Consider the following 21,275-nt stretch of genomic DNA (forward strand, 5'->3'; position numbering starts at 1 on the left):
AATTTAAAGAAATTGGAGCGCAACAGCGATTGGAGGAACGTTGCATACTCGAAGCGTCATACTAGGAAGATGCTTCCTTACTTCTTCATCCGCTCATGCAGGAAGTCTACGATATGAACCGCCTTCATTTGGCCGCTCATTCCCTGCTCCTCGATGCCATGCTTCATTTGCAGCAGGCATCCCGGATTGCTGGTCAGCAAGTAGCTGGCTCCGGTTGCTTCGACATGCTCCATCTTATGATCGAGGATTTGACCGGCCATGACCGGCTGCGTGATGTTATATATCCCTGCCGATCCGCAGCAGCGGTCAGCATTCTTCATCTCGATAAACTCCGCTCCCTGTACCTGACGCATCAATTTGCGCGGCGCATCCGCGGAACGCATCACGTTGCGGAGATGACAGGAATCCTGATACGTAATCCGGACAGGCTCTGCTTCTCCTTGCGCTTCATTCTGGCTGAAATCAAGGCTTCTTCCGGCGCGGATAAGCAGATCACTGATATCAATTACCCGATCGGCAAACCAGACGGCATCGTCACGCCACTGCGGATCCTCATGCAGCAGATGATCATATTCGGTTAAGATTGCCCCGCAGCCGCCAGCGTTGGAAACGATATAATCCACGCTCGCCGCCTTAAACGTCTTGATATTGCGTCTGGCCAGGTCTCTTGCACCCTCGGCTTCCCCGCTGTGCGCATGCAGCGCCCCGCAGCAGTTCTGCTCGCGCGGGATGACCACTTCAAAGCCTGCAGCCGTAAGCAGATCTACCGTATGGATGTTGGTTTGGGTAAACAGAACGTCCATGATGCAGCCCCTGAACAAGGCAACCGTGGCGATCTTTTCACCCTTAGCCGCATGGCGCTCGCCGATCTGCTCCACGACGCCGCGTCCGGACGCATCCGGCAGGACTTTTTCCATATCCCGCATATGCTTAGGGAATAGCTTCATGGCCCCCGAAGCATGTGCTACGGTACGAAGTCCGGATTTTTGGTAAAATTGCAGACCGCGTCCCACCCATTTCATTCGCTCCTGGTGAGGGAATACGGTCTTGAATGCAGCCTTGCGCGTTACTTTCACCCATGTCTTATGCTCTTTATGATCCTCGATGGCATCCCGTGCCTGCTCGATGAGCTGGCCATATTGAACGCCAGCCGGACATGCCGGCTCGCATGCACGGCAGCCGAGGCAGTGGTTCATCTGATCCTCAAATGCCTGATCCGGCTCCATAATACCGTCCGTGACAGCCTTCATGAGAGCGATCCGTCCCCGCGGGGACTCCGCTTCAAGTCCGGTTTCCGCGAAGGTCGGACATGCCGGAAGACAGAAGCCGCAGCGCATGCAGTTGGTCAGCTGATCCTCATCCAGGCGTAAACGGAGCTTTTCCGTAAGTGCGTTCATTTGTTGTTGTGTTTGCCCGTTAGCCACGCTGAATCACCACCCGTTTGCGTGTTTCCTTCGCGAATACCTTGCCGGGATTCAGAAGGTTATGCGGATCAAAAGAGCTCTTGATCGCTTTCATGACATCCATCCCCGCCGGGCCGACCTTCCATTCCAGATACGGTGATTTCACCATGCCGACCCCATGTTCTCCGGTAATGGTGCCGCCTAAACGGATGGCTGCTTCGAAGATCTCCTCGAACGCTTCGTCCACACGCTCGATTTCTTCTTTATTGCGCGCATCGGTCGTGGCCGTCGGGTGCAGGTTGCCATCACCGGCGTGGCCGAATGTACTGATCTGCACCTGATGTTTCTTCGCGATCCGGTTAATTTCCATGACCATCTCGGCGATCTTCGACCGCGGTACGGTCGCATCCTCCAGAATCGTCGTTGGACGCAGCCTTGCCAAGGCGGTGAATGCGCTGCGGCGAGCCGTTAACAGTTTCTCGGCTTCCTCCAGGCTTGCCGCGATGCTGACTTCGTCTGCATTCTCGCTTTTGCATACTTCCGTAATGATGGCAATATCCCGTTCCACCGCTTCTTCGTCGCCGTCCTGCTCGATAATCAGGATCGCTTCCATATCGAGCGGCAGACCCAGCTTGGCAAAGTCATCGACCACGCGGATCGTGGCGTTATCCAGAATCTCCAGCGTAGCCGGAATAATCCGGTTTTCGATGATTTTGGATACTGTCCGCGCCGCACCGTTCAAATCCTTGTACATCGCCAGCATGGTTTTCTTATATCTAGGCGGCGGAATCAGCTTCAAAATAGCCTCCGTGATGATCGCCAGCGTGCCTTCCGAGCCGACCAGCAGTTTCGTCAGATCATAACCTGCCACGTCTTTCATCAATTTGCCGCCGGTTCGGATAATGTCTCCATTCGCCAGCACTGCTTCCAGACCGATCACATAATCTTTTGTCGTCCCGTATTTGAGACCGCGCAGGCCACCGGAGCATTCTGCAATATTTCCCCCGATGGTGGAGATGGACATGCTGCTCGGATCGGGCGGGTAGAACAGACCCAAACTCTCGACATGGGTACTGAACTGCTTGGTGTTTAGCCCGGGCTGCACCGTAGCTGTCAGATTCTCGAGATCAATCTCCACAATCTGGTTCATCCGGTGCATGACCATGACCACACCTCCCTGCACCGGCACGGTTCCTCCGCACAGGTTGGTTCCCGAGCCTCTGCCGACAACCGGAATCTTGTAACGGCTGAGCACCTTCATTATTTGTGACACCTGTTCGGTGCTCGAAGGATACACAACAGCATCCGGAAGGGATTGGAGCATAGGCGTTCCGTCATAAGAATGGGTTACAAGGGACTGCGGATCATCTCTGAAATGTTCGCTTCCCAAAATGGAGATAAGTTCGTGTTTTACATCTTCTTGCAGCAAGGAAAGCACCCCTTTGATCGCTTGAAATGAATTAAATCGCCATAAAGTAGTCAGGTCATCTGATGACTTTTCATGTGAACAAGTATACACTAGAATATATGAATCGAAAATAGATCTGAAACGAAAAATTTAAAATTTTAACTTGTTCGCACTTGCGGTAAAATAAGGTAAGTTAAGGTATTTTAGGAAGGACGTTGAGTAGCTTTGACCAACCAGCAAAGGCCGCTTAAGCAATATGAGTGGGTTATGAATGATTTGAAAAAGCAGATGGATGAAGGGCTGCTTGTGCCCGGGGACCGTCTTTCTTCCGTAGTCGATCTGGCCACCCAATATAACGTAGGCAGATCGACCGTACGGGAAGCCCTCAGCGCGTTGAAAGCGATGGGGCTTCTGAATATCAAACAAGGTGGGGGTACTTTCGTCAAAGCTCCGCCAGTTGAGACTGCTCCGGTGCATCCGATGCAGCAATATGCCGACCTCTGGGAGGGGCGAGCTGCATCGCTGCGGCATGTCTTGGAGGTTCGCCGCGTGCTTGAGACAGGCTGTGCTTCGCTTGCCGCCCTGCATCGCACTGACGCGGATCTTGCTGTTTTCCGAAAGCTGCTTCAAGATATGGAGCATTCAAATGATGAGCATTTCATCGAGCAGACCGATGTCAAATTTCATCAGCAGATTGCGGCGTCAACCCATAATCCGCTGCTACATGACCTGATGGAGTCATTGTCCCATAAGCTGCATGAGAGCATGAAGGATATGCGGGCACTTTGGTTCTACGCGGAGCACTCCTCCGCTCAACGCCTGCTGCAGGAGCATATGCGGATTTACAAAGCGATCGAGCAGCAGGATGCCAAGGAAGCAACTGCACGGATGGATCTGCATATCTCCAAAGTAGAACAAGTTTTGAATGAAAAACAGGCTGGAGATCATCATCTCCAGCGATTGTAGCCGAAAGCTAGTTTTCAATCCGTATTTTTAATGTTCTGCCGACCGTGTGTAAATCCAGACTGGAGAGCACGCCTTCAATTCGCTCGAGCATTCTCTCCAGGTGTCCGTTCTCTATCCTTGGTAAAAAGGCGGCGTTTTCTGTTTCCGCAATGTATTGAAGTGCATTCAGAAATAATTCCGTCTCCAGATCAATCTCCGCAAATTCGCGCGTCCGGCTAATCAGCTCGTCATAGCATATATCGTCCGGAGGAAGCATGCCCTCGAACTGAAGATATACCTGCTTCAGCTTGGCCTTCAAGGCCATATGGGCAACAATCAGCGATGCTTTGCACAGCCCCTCTTCCATCAGAAGACGGGCTAGATTGATATGGCTTTGGGACAGATCATTCCAATTGCGAGCTTTAGTATACAGCGTGTATACATCCATTGAGTCCATATGGTTCGTCATACTGCTTCGTGGTAATTCCGAGTCGGGTAACATTCCCTTAACCTCCCAAGTTAAAACGCTTTAATTTCTGTGTCGGATTCAAGTTGACAGCTCGGGCAGCTGCAGCTGGCACAAGAGGCTTGGGGCGCCGATACCGGGATGGGAGTCTGGATTCAAAGATGATTGGTACCCTGTCAAACCGTATTATGTCTATGCTATATATTTCGGAATTGCATGCTAAAAAGTGAATATAAATCCAATAAAAAAGCGTGATGCATTACTCCCCCTCCAGCTTCCAAGTGGTGCTATAATGGAAAAGTTCCAAATACATCATGACCATTAAAGGAAGCTGAACTTATGATCGCTACAATTTTACTTGAAGTTGTGCTGCCCGTGTTCGTGCTGATCGGATTCGGTTCTCTCATGCAGCGCATCTTTCGCTTGGACTTATACACTTTGGCCAAAATCAATTTTTACTGCATTACGCCCGCAGCCGTCTTTATGAGTATGTATCACTCGGATATGTCCGGCGGGCTGCTTGGCACCGTCATTTTATTTTACGCGCTTTACGTACTGATCCTGTACCTGCTCGGCTCGCTTGTAGCCCGTCCCTTTAAATTCGCAAGCAGCATGAAGGCCGCTTTCAACAACAGCATTATGCTCGACAATTCCGGAAATTACGGGATGCCGATCAACGCCCTCGTGTTCAAGGGGGATCCTCTCGCGGCGTCGATGCAGGCCCTGATTATGTCCCTGCAGAGCCTCCTGACTTTCACTTATGGCGTCATGGCCATTCAAGGAGCCAAAATGAAGGGGAACTACCGGAGCATGCTGATCGGCTTTCTGAAAATGCCTGTTCCTTACGCCTTGGCGTTAGGCCTGCTGCTGCATTCGCTTCATGCACCTCTGCCTGTATTTGTTTCCCAACCTCTAACCTATGCCCAGCAATCGATGGTTGCCATAGCATTGCTCACACTGGGAGCCCAAATCGTCAAATATCCGCTACGCCTGCACCGTCTTGATATTTATGTCAGCCTGTTCCTGCGGTTAATCATTGGCCCAGCCATCGGCTGTGTCCTTGTCTTTGCCCTTGGCCTTAAAGGAATCCCCGCGCAAGCTCTCCTCATTGCCTCCGGGATGCCGACTGGCGTCAATACTTCGATTCTTGCCGAGGAATACGCGAACGAGCCGGACTTTGCGGCCCAAACGGTTCTCCTCTCCACCCTGTTTAACGTCATAACGATTACGGCGCTGATTTCCCTTGCCAAAATGTTTTAGCGTTCCAAAGGATTCATGAAGGGGTCTCCTATGGTATATTATGTACAGACAAAAGTACATAAATTTGGAATGCCAGGGGTGGATATCCATTGGATATATTGGAAAGAAGAATTGCACAACTTGAGGCTAATATGAGGCAAATGCAGCAGGAGTTAGCCGAACTGCGTCAAGAAAGGCGAGAGGCAGGCAGGACCGATGAACCTCAGCAGACATCGCACAACATGAACCCTCCTCCAGTCGATCGGCAGGGTTATGCTGCTTACGGACAACCCGGCATACAGGGGCAGCCCTATCCGCAGCAAAGCATGCCGGGTTACCCTCCGAACGTCAATCAAAACCAGCCTTATCAAGGCCAGCCGCCCTACGCTTACAACCCTGGGCCAAGGACACCTACGCCTCACCAGCCCGAATTCAATCCCTATGCTTACGACCGGCAGCAGCAGGGACATACTCCACCAGAGCCAAAACCTCCCGTGGACTGGGAGCACCTCATTGCGAGGGTATGGCTTCCGCGCGTCTTCATCGTGGTTCTGCTGCTTGGCGTGCTATGGGGTTTTACAGCTGCCGTCAGCGCGGGCTATTTGACCGAACCCGTACGCTGTCTTCTCGGCGTTGTCGCAGCCGCTGTCATGTACTGGCTTGGGGAGAGACAACTTCGGAGCCAACGTGAAGCTCTCGGACAGGTCCTTCTTGGGGGTGCCGTCGGCGTGCTGATCCTGTCCGTCTTCGCAGCACATGAACTGTATGATTTGATTCCTTCGGGACTTGCGTTCGCGCTGTATATTCTTTCGATTGCGCTTTGTGTTTTTACAGCGCTTCGCCGGCGCTCCCAAACGCTGATGATTATCGCAACCGTAGCCGGATATTTAATTCCTTTTCTCGTTCATTCCACGCATCCGAATGCATGGGTGTTCACGGGCTACGAGACCGTCTTCTCGCTTGCGATGATCGCTGTCGCCTTGAAGTTTGAATTTCGCGCAGCCTATTTCGTTGCTGTCGGCGTACTTCATCTTCCGCTTCTGATCGGTTACGCTGCAGGTGATTTTGGCGAAAGCCGCCATATCTTCATCGCGGCTGTGTTTATTCAGCATGCTGTGCTGCTGGGCTATGCCTTTTTCGCACCAAGCCTGCGCAGGCTTGACGAAACATTGTCGCTGTTTCCCGGTTATGGCATCATGGCGCTGTGGATTTATACACTGTACCCGTTTGCGGAGGGTTCCATTCACTGGAGGCCGCTCATGCTCATCGTCTGGGCCCTTGCTTACACTTTGGCGGCTTGGGGAAAACATATGCAGGGACAACGTGCTCCCGTGTTTGCTGCCGTTGCCACAAGCGCCTGGTTTTTGTGGACACTGGATATTCTGGACCAAAGCTATTCCCCGGCTGCCTCCATCGTCGTTGGAACCGCTGGAATCATCCTTGGTTTGAAGCTGAAAAGCTACATGCAGCAGATAACAGCCGCATTGGTGTTCTTTTACGGCTTATCCGGTACGCTTTTCCTGGTGATCCATGACATCCTGTCGGCGCAGACCCTATCCTGGGTGTTGCTGTTGATCGGCATTGCCGTGCTGGCCTACGTGCTCCGGAACACATCCGAACTCCCTATTTCGGAACGATTACCGGATATTCTGATGTGGGCCGATGCCCTGCTTGCGATCATCTTCATCTCTCAGATCACGAATGTATTCACGGCCGGTCTTTCCTATGACTTCCGCCATCTCGTTCTTTCGGCAGTATGGGCGCTTTATGCCATCGCAGTAATCGTATGCGGTATCGTCATTCAAAGACAGATGGTGCGGATCGCCGGAATCGGACTGCTCTTCCTGACGTTGATGAAGGTGATTATCGTGGATTTGCCAGGTGTAACTGTAGCCGTCCGGGCGATTCTGTTCATCGGACTGGGCGCACTCGGCATGGTGGTATCCCGTCTACTCTACAAACGCAAAAACAATGCGGTCCCACCTATATCTGAAGAAACGTCCATTGAACCTTAACGATTCCAAGATATTTTTGCGAAATAAAAAGCAGATGCCTTTCCGTTATGGGAAAGAATCTGCTTTTCTTATTACACTTTTTATGTTACGGAAGCAACACGCTGGCAAGTTCCTGATAATTGACGGCACTGTAATGCGGCTGATGAGCCGATTCGGGCTTCACATGACGGTGGTTGAACCAAAATGCGTTCCAGCCGGCTTCAAGAGCACCCACGACATCATTTCTCCACGAATCCCCAATATAGAAGCTGTTGGCGGCAGTTGTCCCCGTTACTTCATTTACCTGTGTGAATAAGCGCGGATCCGGTTTGTCATAACCCACGGCGCCGGAAATGAAGATGTTCTCCGGCTGGATCACCCGGTCCATTGCCAGCGCTTTTATTTTGGCCATCTGATGCTCCGCCGGTCCGTTCGTAATCAATCCGACGACATGTCCGGCGGCCTGGAGGCTGCGGATCAATTCGACTGCACCCGGAAAAGGACTGATATGGAACTGCTCCCTCAAATATTGATCCTGAATCCGTGCAGCTTCCGCCCTAGTCACATCGATTCGGAATTCGGCAAGCGCAAGCATGACCCGCTTCACTCTCATCTCCTGCAAATCCCGTTCTGCGCCGGCAGCATTTACCCCGCCATGGCGGGCAGACAATGCATCGCTGTAGTACCTGAATCTATGGTAAACCGCCTCGTACGGAAAATCCCCCTCCAAGGCCAATTCGCTATTAAGCGCCTGTCTTAGAGGCTGTAAATGATCATAAAGCGTATCATCCACATCGAAAAATATCCCCTTCGGGCCCTTTTGTATTTCTTTCACTTCCGTCCCCACTTTGTATTTGTGATTTTTGTTACAGTAAACGAATCTTTGTCTATTTTAGCACATTTTTTCCTTGTACAAGCCGCTTTTCAGCGGACTTTCAAGTTGTCCAAATGACCATTTTTCGGCTTTAAAACCCCTTTCAATTGTGACAGAACTGGCACAACCGATCTGGGCCCGTTCAATTATGAACAAAAATGAAAATCGCCGAATTTGCCTCTTTTCACGGGTTAATCGTAATATTTGACGTTTTTTTCGAAAGAATGTGAAGTTTGTCACAGAATAAATGTTATTTTATTACATTTATGTATCGTCTTGTATTTGTTTTCGATTTCTCAGATTACTATGCTAGGGCTATGAGGATTCGCGAATAATCCAAAGCACAGCAATGAAGACATGCTAGAAAGGAGTTTCCCGTGAAAAACAAAAAAAGATGGCTTTTAACTTCCATACTTATTTCCATCATCATGCTTCTCAGTGGATGTAATTCCATGGTTGTACTGAATCCGAAAGGGCCGGTTGCCAAAACGCAGTCTGACACCATTATTTTCTCGATTCTGATGATGGCTTTTGTTTTGCTTGTTGTTTACATCTTATTCGTTTTCATGCTGACCAAATATCGTGCCAGCAAAACAAGCGATGATTATGAACCGCCCCATATGGAGGGGAACAAATGGCTGGAATTGATTTGGACGGTGATCCCGATCATTATCGTCACGATTCTCTCCGTTGTAACGGTACGTACGACCAATGCAGTCGAAAAGGTGCCTGCCGGCTACGAAACTCAAAAGCCGCTTGTCATTTATGCTTCTTCTTCAAACTGGAAATGGCATTTCAGCTATCCCGAAGAGAATATTGAAACGGTAAACTACGTTAATATTCCGACGAACCGTCCGGTTGAGTTCCGTCTCTACTCTTACGGTCCGATTACAAGCTTCTGGGTTCCGCAGCTCGGCGGTCAGAAATACGCCATGAGCGACATGGTAACCAAGCTGAATCTGGTTGCCGAACATGAAGGTTCCTTCATGGGTAAGAACTCGAACTTCTCCGGTAAAGGCTTTGCTCAAATGGAATTCGAGGTACTTGCTCAAACACCTGCCGAATACGGCAAATGGGTTCAAGACGTTAAGAATACCGCGCCGAAACTCACGGAGCAGGAGTTTAACAAGCTGCTTAAGACCGAGATCGTCGGCCGCAAATCGTATACTTCCACCCACCTTGACTTCGCACCTGCTCCGATGGACATGTCCGAACACGGGCATGGCGGAGACAGCAAGACTGAAAGCACAGACTCCGGCAAGGAGCCTATGGATCATAGCGATATGAGCAATATGGATCATAGCAATATGGACATGAATGACAGTTCGTCCACGGAAAGTGGACATTAAGATCATGGAGAAAGGAGACTCAAATGCATGAAATGGGACGAATTTTTTGTAACCGGTGAGCCGATGATTTACGGAGCCATGGTCAGTATCGTGCTCGTATCCATCGCCATCCTCGTCGGATTGACCTATTTTAAGAAATGGGGATATTTATGGCGCGAATGGCTGACCACTGTTGACCATAAACGTATTGGTATCATGTATATTTTATCAGCTCTTATCATGCTGTTCCGCGGCGGCGTTGACGCCCTGTTGATGCGTACGCAGCTTGCAAAGCCGGAATCCGGATTTTTGGACTCGCAGCATTATAACGAAATTTTTACAACGCACGGGGTTATCATGATCCTGTTCATGGCGATGCCGTTTGTCATTGGACTTATGAACGTTGTCGTGCCGCTACAAATCGGCGCGCGTGACGTTGCTTTTCCAAGACTTAATGCCGTCAGCTTCTGGCTCTTCTTCGCAGGGGCTATGCTGTTCAACATCTCGTTTGTGATCGGGGGATCGCCGGATGCTGGTTGGTCCGCATACTTCCCGCTTGCAAGCCTTGAATTCAGCCCGACCGTAGGTAACAACTTCTACTCGCTCGCGCTGCAGATTTCCGGTATCGGTACATTGATGACTGGCGTTAACTTCATCGTGACGATCCTGAAAATGCGTGCACCAGGCATGAAACTGATGCGTATGCCGATGTTCACCTGGTCTGTTCTGATTACGAACGTTATCATCCTGTTCGCATTCCCGGTTCTGACCGTAGCGCTTGCCCTGATGATGTTCGATCGTATCTTCGGAAGCCAGTTCTTTACCATGGCCAACGGCGGTATGGATATGCTCTGGGCCAACCTGTTCTGGGTATGGGGCCATCCTGAGGTATACATTGTTATTTTGCCGGCCTTCGGTATATTCAGTGATATTATCTCTACTTTCTCGAAAAAGAATTTGTACGGATACAAATCGATGGTGTTCAGTATGGTCATCATCTCGCTCCTATCCTTCCTCGTATGGGCGCATCACTTCTATACGATGGGTGTCGGAGCCATGGTCAACGGCTTCTTCTCGATTACAACCATGCTGATAGCCGTTCCGACCGGGGTTAAAATATTCAACTGGCTGTTTACGTTAAGGAAAGGTAAGATTTCCTTCACCTCTCCAATGCTGTACGCGATGGCCTTTATTCCGATCTTTACCTTCGGCGGCGTCACGGGTGTTATGCTTGCGATGGCAAGTGCCGATTATCAGTACCACAATACGATGTTCCTGGTTGCTCACTTCCACTACGTACTCATTCCAGGTACCGTGTTCGGGGTGCTCGCCGGTCTTCATTACTGGTTCCCTAAACTCTTTGGCTTCCGTCTTAACGAAGCCCGTGCCAAATTAGCCTTCTGGCTGATTGTCGTCGGCTTCAACGTTGCCTTTATGCCATTGTTCTTCCTTGGACTTCAAGGGATGACACGCCGTATGTACACCTATTCGGCCGACACCGGCTTTGGTCCGCTGAACATGGTTGCGACGATTGGTGCGTTCGTACTCGCTGTTGGGTTCGTGGTTCTGTGCTACAACTTCTACTACAGCTTCCGTCACAGCCCACGCGATGAGCACGGGGACCCATGGGATGCACGTACGCTGGAGTGGAGCACACCAAGCCCGGTTCCAGTTTACAACTTTGCTAAAGTACCTCATGTTGAATCACTAGATGCCTTCTGGCATGCCAAAAAGCATAACGTTCCTCTCTACGAAGAGGGTCCTTATGAAGAGATTCATATGCCTAACAACAGTGGGCAACCATTCATTCTTGGTGTAATTATGTTCTTCCTTGGCTTCTTCCTCGTATTCAGCTGGTTCATTCCTGCGATTATTGCAGGCGTGGGTGTGGTCATCATGCTGGCGGTACGTTCCTTCGAACGTGATCACGGCTTCCACATTTCAGCGAAGGAAATTGCCGCTACCGAACAGAAATTGCGGGGTGATTCCGTATGAAAATAAATGATGCACTGCCGCTGGAGTACAGAACGGAAGAGAATAGCAATAAAATCTTCGGTTTCTGGCTTTTCCTCGGCGCTGAAATTGTCCTGTTCTCAACGCTGTTCGCGGTTTACCTGACTCTTTGGAACCGTACGGGCAGCGGCCCGACCGGCAAAGATATCTTTGAGATCAACGGTGTCATCTGGGAAACCGTTCTACTCCTGACAAGCAGCTTCACCTGCGGCCTTGGCATTCATGCCATGCGCCTCGGGCTGAAGAAGCCGATGATGATCTTCTTCGGCATCACGCTGCTGATGGGTCTCGGATTCCTCGGCATCGAGATTACCGAATTCGTGAATTATGTTCATGAAGGTGCAACGCTGCAAACCAGCGCCTTCCTGTCCAGCTTGTTCGTTCTCCTCGGAACTCACGGTCTTCACGTAACCATGGGCTTCCTGTGGGGAGCAGGTATCCTGATTCAAATCAAACGTCAAGGCTTTACAGATGAAACAACCAACAAATCGTTTATCTTCTCGCTGTACTGGCACTTTCTTGATGTGGTCTGGATCTTCATCTTCAGCTTTGTCTACCTGAAAGGATTGATGTAATATGGCACGATTATTCCCGATACGTCACGTGATGGGATATATCTTCTCGCTGGTCCTTTCACTCGTGGCACTTGGCGTAATATACTGGGACCTGACGTTTACCGCAGGTATAGTCATTCTGATCATTTGTGCAGCGATTCAAGCATCCTTGCAGCTGGTGCTGTTCATGCACATCGGTGAGACTTCTTCCAAGAAGCAGTTGTACCTCAATATCGCTTATGCCGTGTTCGTGGGCCTCGTTACGGTCTTCGGTACACTGTTTACGATGATTTGGGGAGTCCGGTAAGTTAGATGGGTTGAAAAAAAGGTTGTCCCGTAGGGGCAGCCTTTTTTTGTACATATAATCGTTCTTCCTCTCCGCTGAAGTTAACCTGGGAAGTCATTTCGATTAGCCCAATAGAAACAAAAAAGGCAGGACGCAAAGTCCAGCCTCTCTCGCTTACTCCCCGTGCTCCGCAATATACTCCGCCAGCTGCCGGTAAATACCTGTAATCTCCTCCATCGGCATCCTTACTAACCCGCTGGACGAAGGCGCCACGAATTCGTGGATTTCAGGGATGACCGGGCTTGGTTGAAATCCCCAGTTCACCTTGGACTTTTTGCTGTACTCGGTATATACGCCCTTGCCCACGAAACAGGCGACCTTCGGGCGGTATTGCTGCAGCTTCGCGTGCAGGATGTCCCTTCCCTCCGCATACTCGCTGCGGTCGATATCGTCAATGCCTCGCGTCGGGCGGGCGACGATATTGGTAAAGCCGTACCCGAGCTTCAGCAGATCCTGGTCTTCGGATGCATCATACAGCCGAGGCGTCAGACCCGCACGATGCAGAATGCGGTAAAAATTGTTGCGCGGATTGGCGTAATGATGACCAGTCTCTCCGGACAATAGACTTGGATTAAAGCCGATGAACAAAATGGAAAGCCCCTGATCAAGATGATCCGCTATTTCCGGCATCATGTCTACCTCCTTTTACTTGCTTGATACTGGATTGCTAATGATATATTAGGATAGCTTTTCCGCATCAGCGGAGAATAAAATTCCGTTGCCGGAATATCTCGACTCGTAACCGATATCTTCACGCTAGGCAATAGATACAGAATCCCCAATGATGCCGGGTTCAAAACATAGCCCTGCTCCTCATAATGGATCCGGAAATTGCCATCAGGCGTCGCCTGAAGATCATACAATACATCATACCATCATCCCACACAAAAAAAGACTCTCTGAGAGAGTCTTTAGATATCAGGCTGATTCGTTCTTTCGCTCTTCGCCACGCCAAGACCATCGCTTGGCTTCTCTCTTAATACAGCTTGTCCGAAGTCGCTTTCGCGGTGATTTCCCTGAATTTGATCGCTTCACTTTTCATTTTGAGAGACACGGCCACGTTCAAGATGTCGATAATGGCAAGCTGGGACATTTTGGCCGCTAGCGAGCTGCCCTGCAGCGGGTTTTCCCTGCCGACCATGATCAATACGATATCCGCCACCTTGGTGATCGGGGAGCGGGCGTTGCTCGTAATGGCAATGATGCGGGCCCCCGCTTTTTTGGCGATATTCAGGTTATCGATCGTATCCTTGGTACTTCCCGAAATCGACAACCCGACTGCGACATCCCCCTTATTCATCAGCGAAGCCTGCATCGCCTGAAAATGGGTATCCGTATTCGCGATGCTGTTTTTCCCGATCCGCGCAAAACTGTGCGCCCCCTGCGTTGCCGTTAATCCGGAAGAACCGACGCCGAAAAAATGAATATTGGAAGCATCCGTCAGCACATCGATCGCGTGATTCAGCTGATCCTCGTTAACCAGTTCGCGCGTCTGTTCGAGCGTCCGGAGATGCGTCCCGATAATCTTGTGGCTGAGTGTGAGCGGATCGTCATCCTCCGCGATTTCTTCATGGATATGATCGGTTGGTTTGACCAAATCCTGCGCCAAAGAGAGCTTGAAGTCCTGAAAGCCCTGGAACTTCATCTTGCGGCAGAAACGCAGCACCGTCGTCTCCCCGACATCCGCCTTTTCCGCCAGCTCTGTCACCGAATCGTAAATCAAATCCTGCGCATTCTCCAAAATATATTGTGCGACCTTCTGCTCGGTCTTGGTCAGACCGTTAAAATGACTCCGGATACTGAGCAGCGTTTTCCCCATTTCCTGCATGTTCGGCAAAGCTTCCGTCCCCTTTCAATTTCACGTCAACATTCCCTATCTATATGCTTATCTAGGATATTATTTCCATCGGTTTACAATCTGAAGGTTAATTCCACCTATAAGTTAATTCTATTGTACTCGGTCGAAGGAATAATTTGCAAGCGCTTCAAGGGACTGCGAAGCCAAATCGGCTTCCAGGGTCACGCACTCGGAAACTTATTGCATCTTGCTGAAATCCATGTACAGTACGTTCCAACGGTGACCATCCAGATCCGCGAATCCGGCTCCATACATCCCATTCTTATTCTCCGGCTTGCCGAAGACGGTTCCTCCTGCCAAAACAACCTTCTCCAGCAGCTCGTCCACCTCTTCCGGGCTTGCTGCATCAACGGATAACAATACTTGAGCAGACTGGCGCGTATCTGGAATTTCGTCATCCTATTCCATTGCCTTTTGGCGATTCGTTAATTCTTTACTCCTCTTTCAACCAAACGCGCAGCGGTCCTGCCGAAGACCAGCCGGATAAAAGAGCTGCTGAAGCGTTAAGTTCATATCCCACCATTGGCAGCCCGGGAAATGAGGCGGCTACACTGTTAACGATGTCCAGCCATATCCCTTCGCTCACTTCGGCTGTCGTAAAAACATTGGAGATCCCTACCGCATTTGCCCCCAAGCTGGCTATGAACCCCGATATCCCGTCGTGCGTCTCATGCATAAATATTTTCACATTCTCTTGCTGTAACAGTGCCTGCCTGATCACACCTTCTAAACCATTAGCAGCAGTCCATCGTGATAAGTCTTGTTCAGAAGTAATGACATGCCATGAACTTGAAAAGAACTCTGAGTTTATTTCCGGATCATGATAAATCCATTCTGCCTCGAATAGTATTCTAAATCCGTAAGAAAACAAATCCAGATTGGCGTAACTGTCTTTTATGCTTGCAACACTCCTGCTGCCGATGAATGCCATGACTTCCTCGCTGGTTGCGTCCCTTTCAGACGTAATGATATCGGGATAGAATTCAGGTGCTCTGGACTGCACTCCCCATAGATGCGCTGTTGATGTGTGAACAATCCCATGTATATCGCATACCATTGCGCACCAAATGATGTTATTCGCGACAGCAATGTCTATCCGCGTGTTCAATATGTCCCTCCTCTCCAAAATGCCAGGAAAAACTACATCCAAAAGCGGTCTGTCTTCTGTGAAAGTACGTCGATAGACGTTTTTCTTTCTATATGATACTTGTATCTCATGCCCTCCCTTTAAGCAACAGAAAAAAATAGAACCGTCCATGATGTATCCACGGCAGGTTCTATTTTCCTATTAGAATCTTCATCTAGCTTCGATTTTCTTCTCCACGCACCACTTGATTACGAAAAGGAACACGACGCAGAGAAGCGCTTCAAACATGAATGCTCCAAGCGTGTTCCAGCTCGTGTTCGCCGAAACCGGACCATGCTCCACTACTCCATTTTTGATCTCCACATGAAAGGTCACCAGACTAAAAAATGGGTCTGAGTCCTGATGGAACAGCAGATTTTCAATCCATCCGATCACGTTCGAGAGCACCAAAAACAGCAGCAGGCCGACCCAGAACACGCCTTTTCTTGTTATGCTGCGCGCCAATGCAATGATGACATAGAAGGCCAAGAATCCGTAAATGAGCGTAAAGATAAGCTCCAACACGATTTCGGTCCATGCATACGCAGGGAGATGAAGGACTTCCCTTAAAGCAAAGGTATCGATGTGATTGCCAAAATATAGAGCGGTGCCGGCTCCAATCAGGACCAGAACGAAGGTATTCATCACTCCATAAATCAGGGACGCCCACACGTAAGAGAGGGTCCGGACCGGAAGAAGGCGGCGGCTGATCGAATGGATGTTGTAATCGAACACCCTTAAATTGTTAATCGCGAAGATAACGACGGCCCCGATGAAGAAAATAACGCTAAAGCCTATCTTCACATCCAGGGCGGCACGCGACCACAACAATACCAGCTCGCAAAGGATCAGCACGGCCGTAACTCCGAGCAGCAGAGTCGCATTACGCCTCAGATCATATTTAAGCAGCTTGATCATTCGCCGAACACCTCTTTGAACATGTCGTCGACGCTCCTTCCGTTCTTCATGCGGATACTCTCCACTTCTTCATGCAGCGCGATGCTTCCGTCCTTCAAGAACATGACTTCGTCGAAAATCCGTTCCATGTCCCGCACCAGGTGGGTGCAAATGATCAAGCTGCTGTCCTCGCTGTAAAAGCGCACGATCGCATCCAGAATTTTGCCGCGAGCCACGGGATCCACCCCGCCGATCGGCTCGTCAAGCAAGTAAAGATTCACGTTCCGGGATAAGGCCAAGGTCAACTGAAGACGTTCGTTCATCCCCTTGGACAACACGCTGACACTGCTCTTTTCGTCCAGATGCATGAAATCGAGCATTTCGCGAGCCTTTTGCGCATCGAAATCCGCGTAAAAATCGCTGTAAAAGGCGACGGCATCCTTTATCCTCATCCAATTTTCGGTCAGCGGACGGTCGGGCATATAGGAGATCAGGCTTCTCGTTTCCCGGCCCACCTTCTTGCCCATGACCGAGATCTCTCCGGACGAAGAAGGGGTCAGCCCCGCGATGATTTGCATCAAGGTGCTTTTCCCGCTGCCGTTCGAACCCAGCAGACCGATAATTTTGCCAGGTCCGATGTCGAAGCTTACGTTGCCCAGCGCTTGCTTGGACCCGTATCTCTTGGATACGCCGTTAACTTTCAGCAATGTGTCCATCCGGATGCGCCCCCTTCCGGTCTTTGCTGCCGTCTGCCGCAACGGCTTCTTTCACGATGGTGACGATATCCTGGTTTTTGAACCCGAGTTCCTGCATGCCATGAATAAACTGATGGAGCAACTCGCCCGCCATTTCCTTTTTGATCGCCATAATTTTCGATTCCTCGCTTGTCACATATCTTCCGAGCCCGCGCTTCGTTTCAACCACTTCCTCACGCTCCAGTTCCTGAAACGTCCGTTGAATCGTATTCGGGTTAATCTGTAGATCCGCCGCAAGTTCCCTTACGGACGGAATTTTATCGCCGGGTTGAAGCAGACCGGATACAATCTGCCGTTTGATATAGTTCATAATTTGGAGATAGATCGGCAAATTGTTGTCAAATTCGATGCTCAAGTAGATAGACTCCTTTCGCCGTCAGCTTCGGCCTCCTGGCTGAATCAGGCAATATCACGTCTCTTAAACGTAACAAAGCTGGCGCCAAGAAACAAGACAATATATACCGCCAGGATCGCAATAGAAAAAGGAAGGGTCATTCCATCAATCGGCGGATGTCCTCCGTGACTGTAAACCGACAAATCCACGTTCGGGAACAGAACATATTTGTAAAAGCTTTTGGGGATCGTGATGCCGCTGAGCACGATGGCCGCCATGCCGACACCCATCGCAGCTCCCGTAGAGCGGGTCAATACGCCCATCATGAAGGTCAGCGACATATAAACAATGCTGTACACCAGAGAGCTTCCGCCAGCAATCCAAATGTCGCGCCAAGCCCCGGATGCGTGCTCCGTTCCGTACAGGACAGCCCCTGAAGCAAAGCTAATCACATTCAGCCATACGATCAGCGACAAAGCAAAGAGCAGGGCTGCCACATACTTCGAAGCAAGAACCTTTCCCCGGCTCTGCCCGCGGATGAGCAAAAATTTGATTGTTCCCATGCCATGTTCGCTGGAAATCATGCCCGCCGTGAATATGACGGCAAGCATAGCGACGAATTGACCAAAGCCGTGGGTACTGGACATCATGGCTGTATAATCAAAAGCAGATCCGACCATATCCCCCGCCCAACGTTTAAGGGCCCAAGCCAGCACGACCGCGACAACGGCGACGATCGCGTAAGGAATAAAAAAGCTGCGTTTCTTGGACATCTTAAGCCATTCGTTGATGACGAGCTTATTGAAGCTACGCAATGCGGTTTCCCCCTGTCCATTTCAAGAATTCGTCTTCCAAAGACTGCTTCAGTTCCGTAATCTGGTAAATCGGAATTTGGGCCGCGCCCAGAGCGGTGACCATATCGGGAATATCCTTGTACCGGAGCGCTACCAGTAATTCGTTCTGCTCCTGTGCAACCTGCAGAATCTCGGCATCGTTTTGGCTTCCGAGCACGTTCTTCGCTTCCTCCAGAAGTCCGACCCGAAACAGTACACGCACAAAATTTTTCTGTTCATGTCCGGACGCATTATTCTCGCCGATTGAGCGTACCGTTACCAGCTTGCCGTCCTGAATCACGACGACCCGGCTGCAGAGCTGCTCCATCTCCAGCAATAAATGGCTCGACACGAGGATCGATATGCCTTCTTCACGTGCAATGGTTTTGAGATAATCGCGCATTTCGCGAATTCCGGCAGGATCGAGTCCGTTGGTCGGCTCATCCAGAATGAGCACGGAAGGCTCGTGAAGCAGTGCCTGCGCAATGCCCAGCCGCTGGCGCATGCCAAGCGAGTAAGCCTTAACCTTCTTCTTCATTGCATTTTCAAGTCCCACAAGACGGACCACTTCATCGATCCGTTCATTGCTGATCCAGTCATTCATCCGCTGATATTGCTTCAGGTTGTCGTAACCTGTCATATAGGGATAAAATTCCGGGTTCTCGATAATGGCCCCGACATGGCGGATCGCCTTCTTCCACTCATGGCGGATACTGCTGCCGCGGACGAAGACATCCCCTTCGGTCATCGAGATCAGTCCCGCGATCATGCGAATGGTCGTGGTCTTGCCGGCGCCGTTAGGTCCGAGAAGACCGACTACCTCTCCTTCCTGGACATCAAAGGACAGCTGGTCCACGATCTTTTTGCTGCCGATTTTTTTGGAGACACCCCTCAGCGAAAGCACGGCGGCATCTACCTGTATATCATTAGGATGGTTCATGCTCACATCTCCTTTGTACTAGTGTTATAGTTAGATAGTACACTAGGACATTGATGTTGTAAAGCCCATTTTTTAGTTCACCAGAACAATAAATGAACAATAGAAAATAAGGACTACCCTTTTGAACGCACAAAAAAAGCCTCAGTAACTGCAACTGAAGCCTCACTATTATGCATATTCAGACTCGTTTTCCGGAGAAAATCCCGATTTTCGTCCATATCTTCTGCAGCTTTCCGGAATAATCTATCTCTTCTTAGATACGAAGATCAAAAAATCCATAAAACCCAATAGGATAAAACAATCAGTGTAAACAATACCGTAATTGGAATCACGACGATGGTTACCTTCAAATATTGACCCCAGCTGATTTTGACGCCGCCCTTTCGCACGATATGCAGCCACATCAGCGTTGCGAGCGTGCCGATCGGCAGCAGCAGTGATCCGATGTCGCTTCCGATGACGCTGGCCAAATAGGATATTTTCAAAGTAAGAGGATCTAACCCCATATGCGTCAACGTCAGCGTGCCAACCATGAGTGCCGGGTGGTTATTGAATATGTTCGACAAGATGCTGATCAGTCCGCCCATTAATACGCTCGCGTACAAGAGACTGCCCGATACGATCGGCTGGAGTATCTTGATCAACCAGTCGGTTAAACCGATATTGTTCAGGCCATAGATAATCACGTACATGCTGAAAGCGAAGATGAGAATGTACCAAGGTGTTTTCTTCAGCATGTCGGCAGGGGAAATTTTAAGATGATACCACCGCCAAGCCAGCAGAAACGCTGATCCGATAACGGCCATCAAAGACACGGGGAAATGAATAAATGAGGCTACAAACAGGCTGATTCGGACGCAAAAGACAAAGATCAGGATGTTTCTCATGAATTTGCCTTGGCTCTCCCGCTGGAGCGGACTCTGAAGGGGATGCTGTCCGGGTCCCAAGTTCCACTTGGCAGGTGCAGGAAGCTTCTTCGGAAGCGTGCGGTAAAACACGAGGAATAAAAGAACGGTAAGCAGAAGAAGACCTAATGTTGCGGGGATAAACATCATGGCTGTATGCATATACAGGTCCATGTGAACGATTTTGAGAGCAATCAGGTTGACGATGTTGCTTACGCCGATTGGGGCACTGGAAGCGGTTGCCACGATCGCACCCGAGATCAAATAGGGGATTTTCTGATGATTTTTAAGTCCCATGTTCTTCAGCATCATCAGCAATATAGGGGTCGTAATCAATATGCTGCCGTCATTATTCACGAATAACGTCATCAGGAAACAGAACAGGTTCGTCAGCCAGAACAACCGGATCCCCGAACCTCTGGCGCTTGTAGTCAGGAGTTCCGATGCCCAACGAAAAAAACCGAAGCTTTCCAGAACAATTGCCATGACAATGGTGGCCATAATTGTTACCGCTGCACCGCTGATTGTTTGCGTGATTTCGCCCAGATCCGCCAGCGTAACGCTGCCGCTAAGCAGGACCAGAATTGCGCCAATGGTTGCCGGGATCGCTTCATTTACTTGGGGACGCCAAAAGATGAAGCCGATGGTTAACAGGAAGGAACAAATCGTAATCAACACCATTAAATCATGCATGTTAAACCCTCATCTCTTACATAGAAATGTTATTCTTGGTTCGCAACTCTCCTTTGCCACAGGAATCTACAATCTCGTTTTCTATGAAAAATCCATCTTCCCTCCTCCTTCTTCATGAAATCTATTGTACTGGTGATAATGTATGATACGTGTCGCGAACGAGCTTCGACATGGTCAACAACACGGTTTCTATCAAAATCTACTAATGTCAATCATCGGTATTTAGCTATAGAGGTCACTAGCCGCCCTAGGCTGCTATACCTGATAAATGCTATTTTCCAGCTGATTTCAATAGAATTACCCGGCACTCGAAAAAAACATCCGATCGACATATCCAGGTCCATTTCGTTCGATCGTCCCAATC

Annotated in this window: 21 protein-coding genes; 7 read left to right on the top strand and 14 right to left on the bottom strand. The window is 49.8% G+C overall.

Annotated features, from left to right (window positions below; all coding sequences use genetic code 11):
• Window positions 1–77 precede the first annotated feature (77 nt).
• Together GRF59_RS25515 and GRF59_RS25520 are read right to left on the bottom strand one after the other, a co-directional pair.
• Window positions 78–1,397 carry a (Fe-S)-binding protein gene (locus tag GRF59_RS25515; protein WP_160500633.1) on the bottom strand — a complete coding sequence of 440 codons (1,320 nt, stop codon included), beginning with the start codon at window positions 1,395–1,397 and terminating at the stop codon, window positions 78–80.
• A gap of 19 nt (window positions 1,398–1,416) precedes the next feature.
• Window positions 1,417–2,832 (bottom strand): FAD-binding oxidoreductase, encoded by a 1,416-nt coding sequence (locus GRF59_RS25520; RefSeq protein ID WP_160500547.1) that lies wholly within the window; start codon window positions 2,830–2,832, stop codon window positions 1,417–1,419.
• A gap of 246 nt (window positions 2,833–3,078) precedes the next feature.
• Here GRF59_RS25520 and GRF59_RS25525 point away from each other — a divergent pair, with 246 nt between their 5' ends.
• Window positions 3,079–3,777: a FadR/GntR family transcriptional regulator gene (locus GRF59_RS25525; protein ID WP_160500548.1), complete on the top strand. Its 699-nt coding sequence runs from the start codon at window positions 3,079–3,081 to the stop codon at window positions 3,775–3,777.
• Window positions 3,778–3,784: 7 nt separating this feature from the next.
• On the opposite strand, the gene GRF59_RS25530 is transcribed toward GRF59_RS25525, so the two are convergent.
• Window positions 3,785–4,258, bottom strand: coding sequence for a hypothetical protein (locus GRF59_RS25530; RefSeq protein WP_237392045.1), 474 nt, complete (start codon window positions 4,256–4,258; stop codon window positions 3,785–3,787).
• Between the two features lie 303 nt (window positions 4,259–4,561).
• Here GRF59_RS25530 and GRF59_RS25535 point away from each other — a divergent pair, with 303 nt between their 5' ends.
• Together GRF59_RS25535 and GRF59_RS25540 are read left to right on the top strand one after the other, a co-directional pair.
• Complete coding sequence (locus tag GRF59_RS25535) at window positions 4,562–5,482, top strand: AEC family transporter (RefSeq protein WP_160500550.1); 921 nt, start codon at window positions 4,562–4,564, stop codon at window positions 5,480–5,482.
• 140 nt (window positions 5,483–5,622) lie between these two features.
• Complete coding sequence (locus tag GRF59_RS25540; RefSeq protein WP_160500551.1) at window positions 5,623–7,476, top strand: DUF2339 domain-containing protein; 1,854 nt, start codon at window positions 5,623–5,625, stop codon at window positions 7,474–7,476.
• Between the two features lie 85 nt (window positions 7,477–7,561).
• Here the strand turns inward: GRF59_RS25540 and GRF59_RS25545 are convergent, their stop codons facing one another.
• Window positions 7,562–8,290 carry an HAD-IA family hydrolase gene (locus tag GRF59_RS25545; protein ID WP_160500552.1) on the bottom strand — a complete coding sequence of 243 codons (729 nt, stop codon included), beginning with the start codon at window positions 8,288–8,290 and terminating at the stop codon, window positions 7,562–7,564.
• A 416-nt stretch (window positions 8,291–8,706) separates the two neighbouring features.
• Between GRF59_RS25545 and qoxA the strand changes: the two genes are divergently transcribed.
• The 4 genes from qoxA to qoxD are packed head-to-tail and all read left to right on the top strand — an operon-like array spanning window position 8,707 to window position 12,531.
• Window positions 8,707–9,678 carry a cytochrome aa3 quinol oxidase subunit II gene (qoxA, locus tag GRF59_RS25550; protein WP_341480142.1) on the top strand — a complete coding sequence of 324 codons (972 nt, stop codon included), beginning with the start codon at window positions 8,707–8,709 and terminating at the stop codon, window positions 9,676–9,678.
• A gap of 27 nt (window positions 9,679–9,705) precedes the next feature.
• Window positions 9,706–11,652 (top strand): cytochrome aa3 quinol oxidase subunit I, encoded by a 1,947-nt coding sequence (qoxB, locus tag GRF59_RS25555; protein WP_160500553.1) that lies wholly within the window; start codon window positions 9,706–9,708, stop codon window positions 11,650–11,652.
• Window positions 11,649–12,245 carry a cytochrome aa3 quinol oxidase subunit III gene (gene qoxC / locus GRF59_RS25560; RefSeq protein ID WP_160500554.1) on the top strand — a complete coding sequence of 199 codons (597 nt, stop codon included), beginning with the start codon at window positions 11,649–11,651 and terminating at the stop codon, window positions 12,243–12,245. Before qoxB ends, qoxC begins: the two co-directional genes overlap by 4 nt.
• Window position 12,246: 1 nt before the next feature.
• Window positions 12,247–12,531 (top strand): cytochrome aa3 quinol oxidase subunit IV, encoded by a 285-nt coding sequence (gene qoxD / locus GRF59_RS25565; protein ID WP_160500555.1) that lies wholly within the window; start codon window positions 12,247–12,249, stop codon window positions 12,529–12,531.
• Between the two features lie 153 nt (window positions 12,532–12,684).
• On the opposite strand, the gene GRF59_RS25570 is transcribed toward qoxD, so the two are convergent.
• The 10 genes from GRF59_RS25570 to GRF59_RS25615 all read right to left on the bottom strand — a co-directional run bounded on the left by GRF59_RS25570 (window position 12,685) and on the right by GRF59_RS25615 (window position 20,911).
• Window positions 12,685–13,200, bottom strand: a complete 516-nt coding sequence (locus GRF59_RS25570; protein WP_160500556.1) for a mismatch-specific DNA-glycosylase — start codon at window positions 13,198–13,200, stop codon at window positions 12,685–12,687.
• A gap of 346 nt (window positions 13,201–13,546) precedes the next feature.
• Window positions 13,547–14,398 (bottom strand): MurR/RpiR family transcriptional regulator, encoded by an 852-nt coding sequence (locus GRF59_RS25575; protein ID WP_160500635.1) that lies wholly within the window; start codon window positions 14,396–14,398, stop codon window positions 13,547–13,549.
• 207 nt (window positions 14,399–14,605) lie between these two features.
• Entirely contained in the window at window positions 14,606–14,788 is a 183-nt protein-coding gene (locus tag GRF59_RS25580) for a VOC family protein (protein ID WP_160500557.1), read from the bottom strand.
• A gap of 73 nt (window positions 14,789–14,861) precedes the next feature.
• Window positions 14,862–15,536 (bottom strand): hypothetical protein, encoded by a 675-nt coding sequence (locus GRF59_RS25585; RefSeq protein ID WP_160500558.1) that lies wholly within the window; start codon window positions 15,534–15,536, stop codon window positions 14,862–14,864.
• 189 nt (window positions 15,537–15,725) lie between these two features.
• Window positions 15,726–16,472 (bottom strand): hypothetical protein, encoded by a 747-nt coding sequence (locus GRF59_RS25590; protein ID WP_160500559.1) that lies wholly within the window; start codon window positions 16,470–16,472, stop codon window positions 15,726–15,728.
• On the bottom strand, window positions 16,469–17,167 hold the full coding sequence (locus GRF59_RS25595) for an ABC transporter ATP-binding protein (protein ID WP_160500560.1): 699 nt from the start codon (window positions 17,165–17,167) through the stop codon (window positions 16,469–16,471). The genes GRF59_RS25590 and GRF59_RS25595 overlap by 4 nt, the downstream gene beginning before the upstream one ends.
• A complete protein-coding gene (locus tag GRF59_RS25600; RefSeq protein ID WP_160500561.1) occupies window positions 17,145–17,561 on the bottom strand; it encodes a GntR family transcriptional regulator in 417 nt (138 codons plus the stop codon). The genes GRF59_RS25595 and GRF59_RS25600 overlap by 23 nt, the downstream gene beginning before the upstream one ends.
• 44 nt (window positions 17,562–17,605) lie before the next feature.
• Window positions 17,606–18,355, bottom strand: coding sequence for an ABC transporter permease (locus GRF59_RS25605; RefSeq protein WP_160500562.1), 750 nt, complete (start codon window positions 18,353–18,355; stop codon window positions 17,606–17,608).
• On the bottom strand, window positions 18,348–19,313 hold the full coding sequence (locus GRF59_RS25610; protein WP_160500563.1) for an ABC transporter ATP-binding protein: 966 nt from the start codon (window positions 19,311–19,313) through the stop codon (window positions 18,348–18,350). Before GRF59_RS25610 ends, GRF59_RS25605 begins: the two co-directional genes overlap by 8 nt.
• A gap of 266 nt (window positions 19,314–19,579) precedes the next feature.
• Window positions 19,580–20,911: an arsenic transporter gene (locus tag GRF59_RS25615; protein ID WP_160500564.1), complete on the bottom strand. Its 1,332-nt coding sequence runs from the start codon at window positions 20,909–20,911 to the stop codon at window positions 19,580–19,582.
• Window positions 20,912–21,275: the final 364 nt, after the last annotated feature.

This window comes from Paenibacillus dendrobii, from assembly GCF_009807035.1.
Taxonomy (GTDB): Bacteria; Bacillota; Bacilli; order Paenibacillales; family Paenibacillaceae; genus Paenibacillus_AQ; species Paenibacillus_AQ dendrobii.

What these genes read in the sequence shown, in the direction of transcription:
- GRF59_RS25515 (WP_160500633.1), bottom strand. Translation starts at nt 1,397, where the DNA reads ATGAACGCACTTACGGAAAAGCTCCGTTTACGCCTGGATGAGGATCAG.
- GRF59_RS25525 (WP_160500548.1), top strand. Translation starts at nt 3,079, where the DNA reads ATGAATGATTTGAAAAAGCAGATGGATGAAGGGCTGCTTGTGCCCGGG.
- GRF59_RS25530 (WP_237392045.1), bottom strand. Translation starts at nt 4,258, where the DNA reads ATGTTACCCGACTCGGAATTACCACGAAGCAGTATGACGAACCATATG.
- GRF59_RS25535 (WP_160500550.1), top strand. Translation starts at nt 4,562, where the DNA reads ATGATCGCTACAATTTTACTTGAAGTTGTGCTGCCCGTGTTCGTGCTG.
- GRF59_RS25540 (WP_160500551.1), top strand. Translation starts at nt 5,623, where the DNA reads ATGCAGCAGGAGTTAGCCGAACTGCGTCAAGAAAGGCGAGAGGCAGGC.
- qoxB (WP_160500553.1), top strand. Translation starts at nt 9,706, where the DNA reads ATGAAATGGGACGAATTTTTTGTAACCGGTGAGCCGATGATTTACGGA.
- qoxC (WP_160500554.1), top strand. Translation starts at nt 11,649, where the DNA reads ATGAAAATAAATGATGCACTGCCGCTGGAGTACAGAACGGAAGAGAAT.
- qoxD (WP_160500555.1), top strand. Translation starts at nt 12,247, where the DNA reads ATGGCACGATTATTCCCGATACGTCACGTGATGGGATATATCTTCTCG.
- GRF59_RS25570 (WP_160500556.1), bottom strand. Translation starts at nt 13,200, where the DNA reads ATGCCGGAAATAGCGGATCATCTTGATCAGGGGCTTTCCATTTTGTTC.
- GRF59_RS25575 (WP_160500635.1), bottom strand. Translation starts at nt 14,398, where the DNA reads ATGCAGGAAATGGGGAAAACGCTGCTCAGTATCCGGAGTCATTTTAAC.
- GRF59_RS25590 (WP_160500559.1), bottom strand. Translation starts at nt 16,472, where the DNA reads ATGATCAAGCTGCTTAAATATGATCTGAGGCGTAATGCGACTCTGCTG.
- GRF59_RS25595 (WP_160500560.1), bottom strand. Translation starts at nt 17,167, where the DNA reads ATGGACACATTGCTGAAAGTTAACGGCGTATCCAAGAGATACGGGTCC.
- GRF59_RS25610 (WP_160500563.1), bottom strand. Translation starts at nt 19,313, where the DNA reads ATGAACCATCCTAATGATATACAGGTAGATGCCGCCGTGCTTTCGCTG.
- GRF59_RS25615 (WP_160500564.1), bottom strand. Translation starts at nt 20,911, where the DNA reads ATGCATGATTTAATGGTGTTGATTACGATTTGTTCCTTCCTGTTAACC.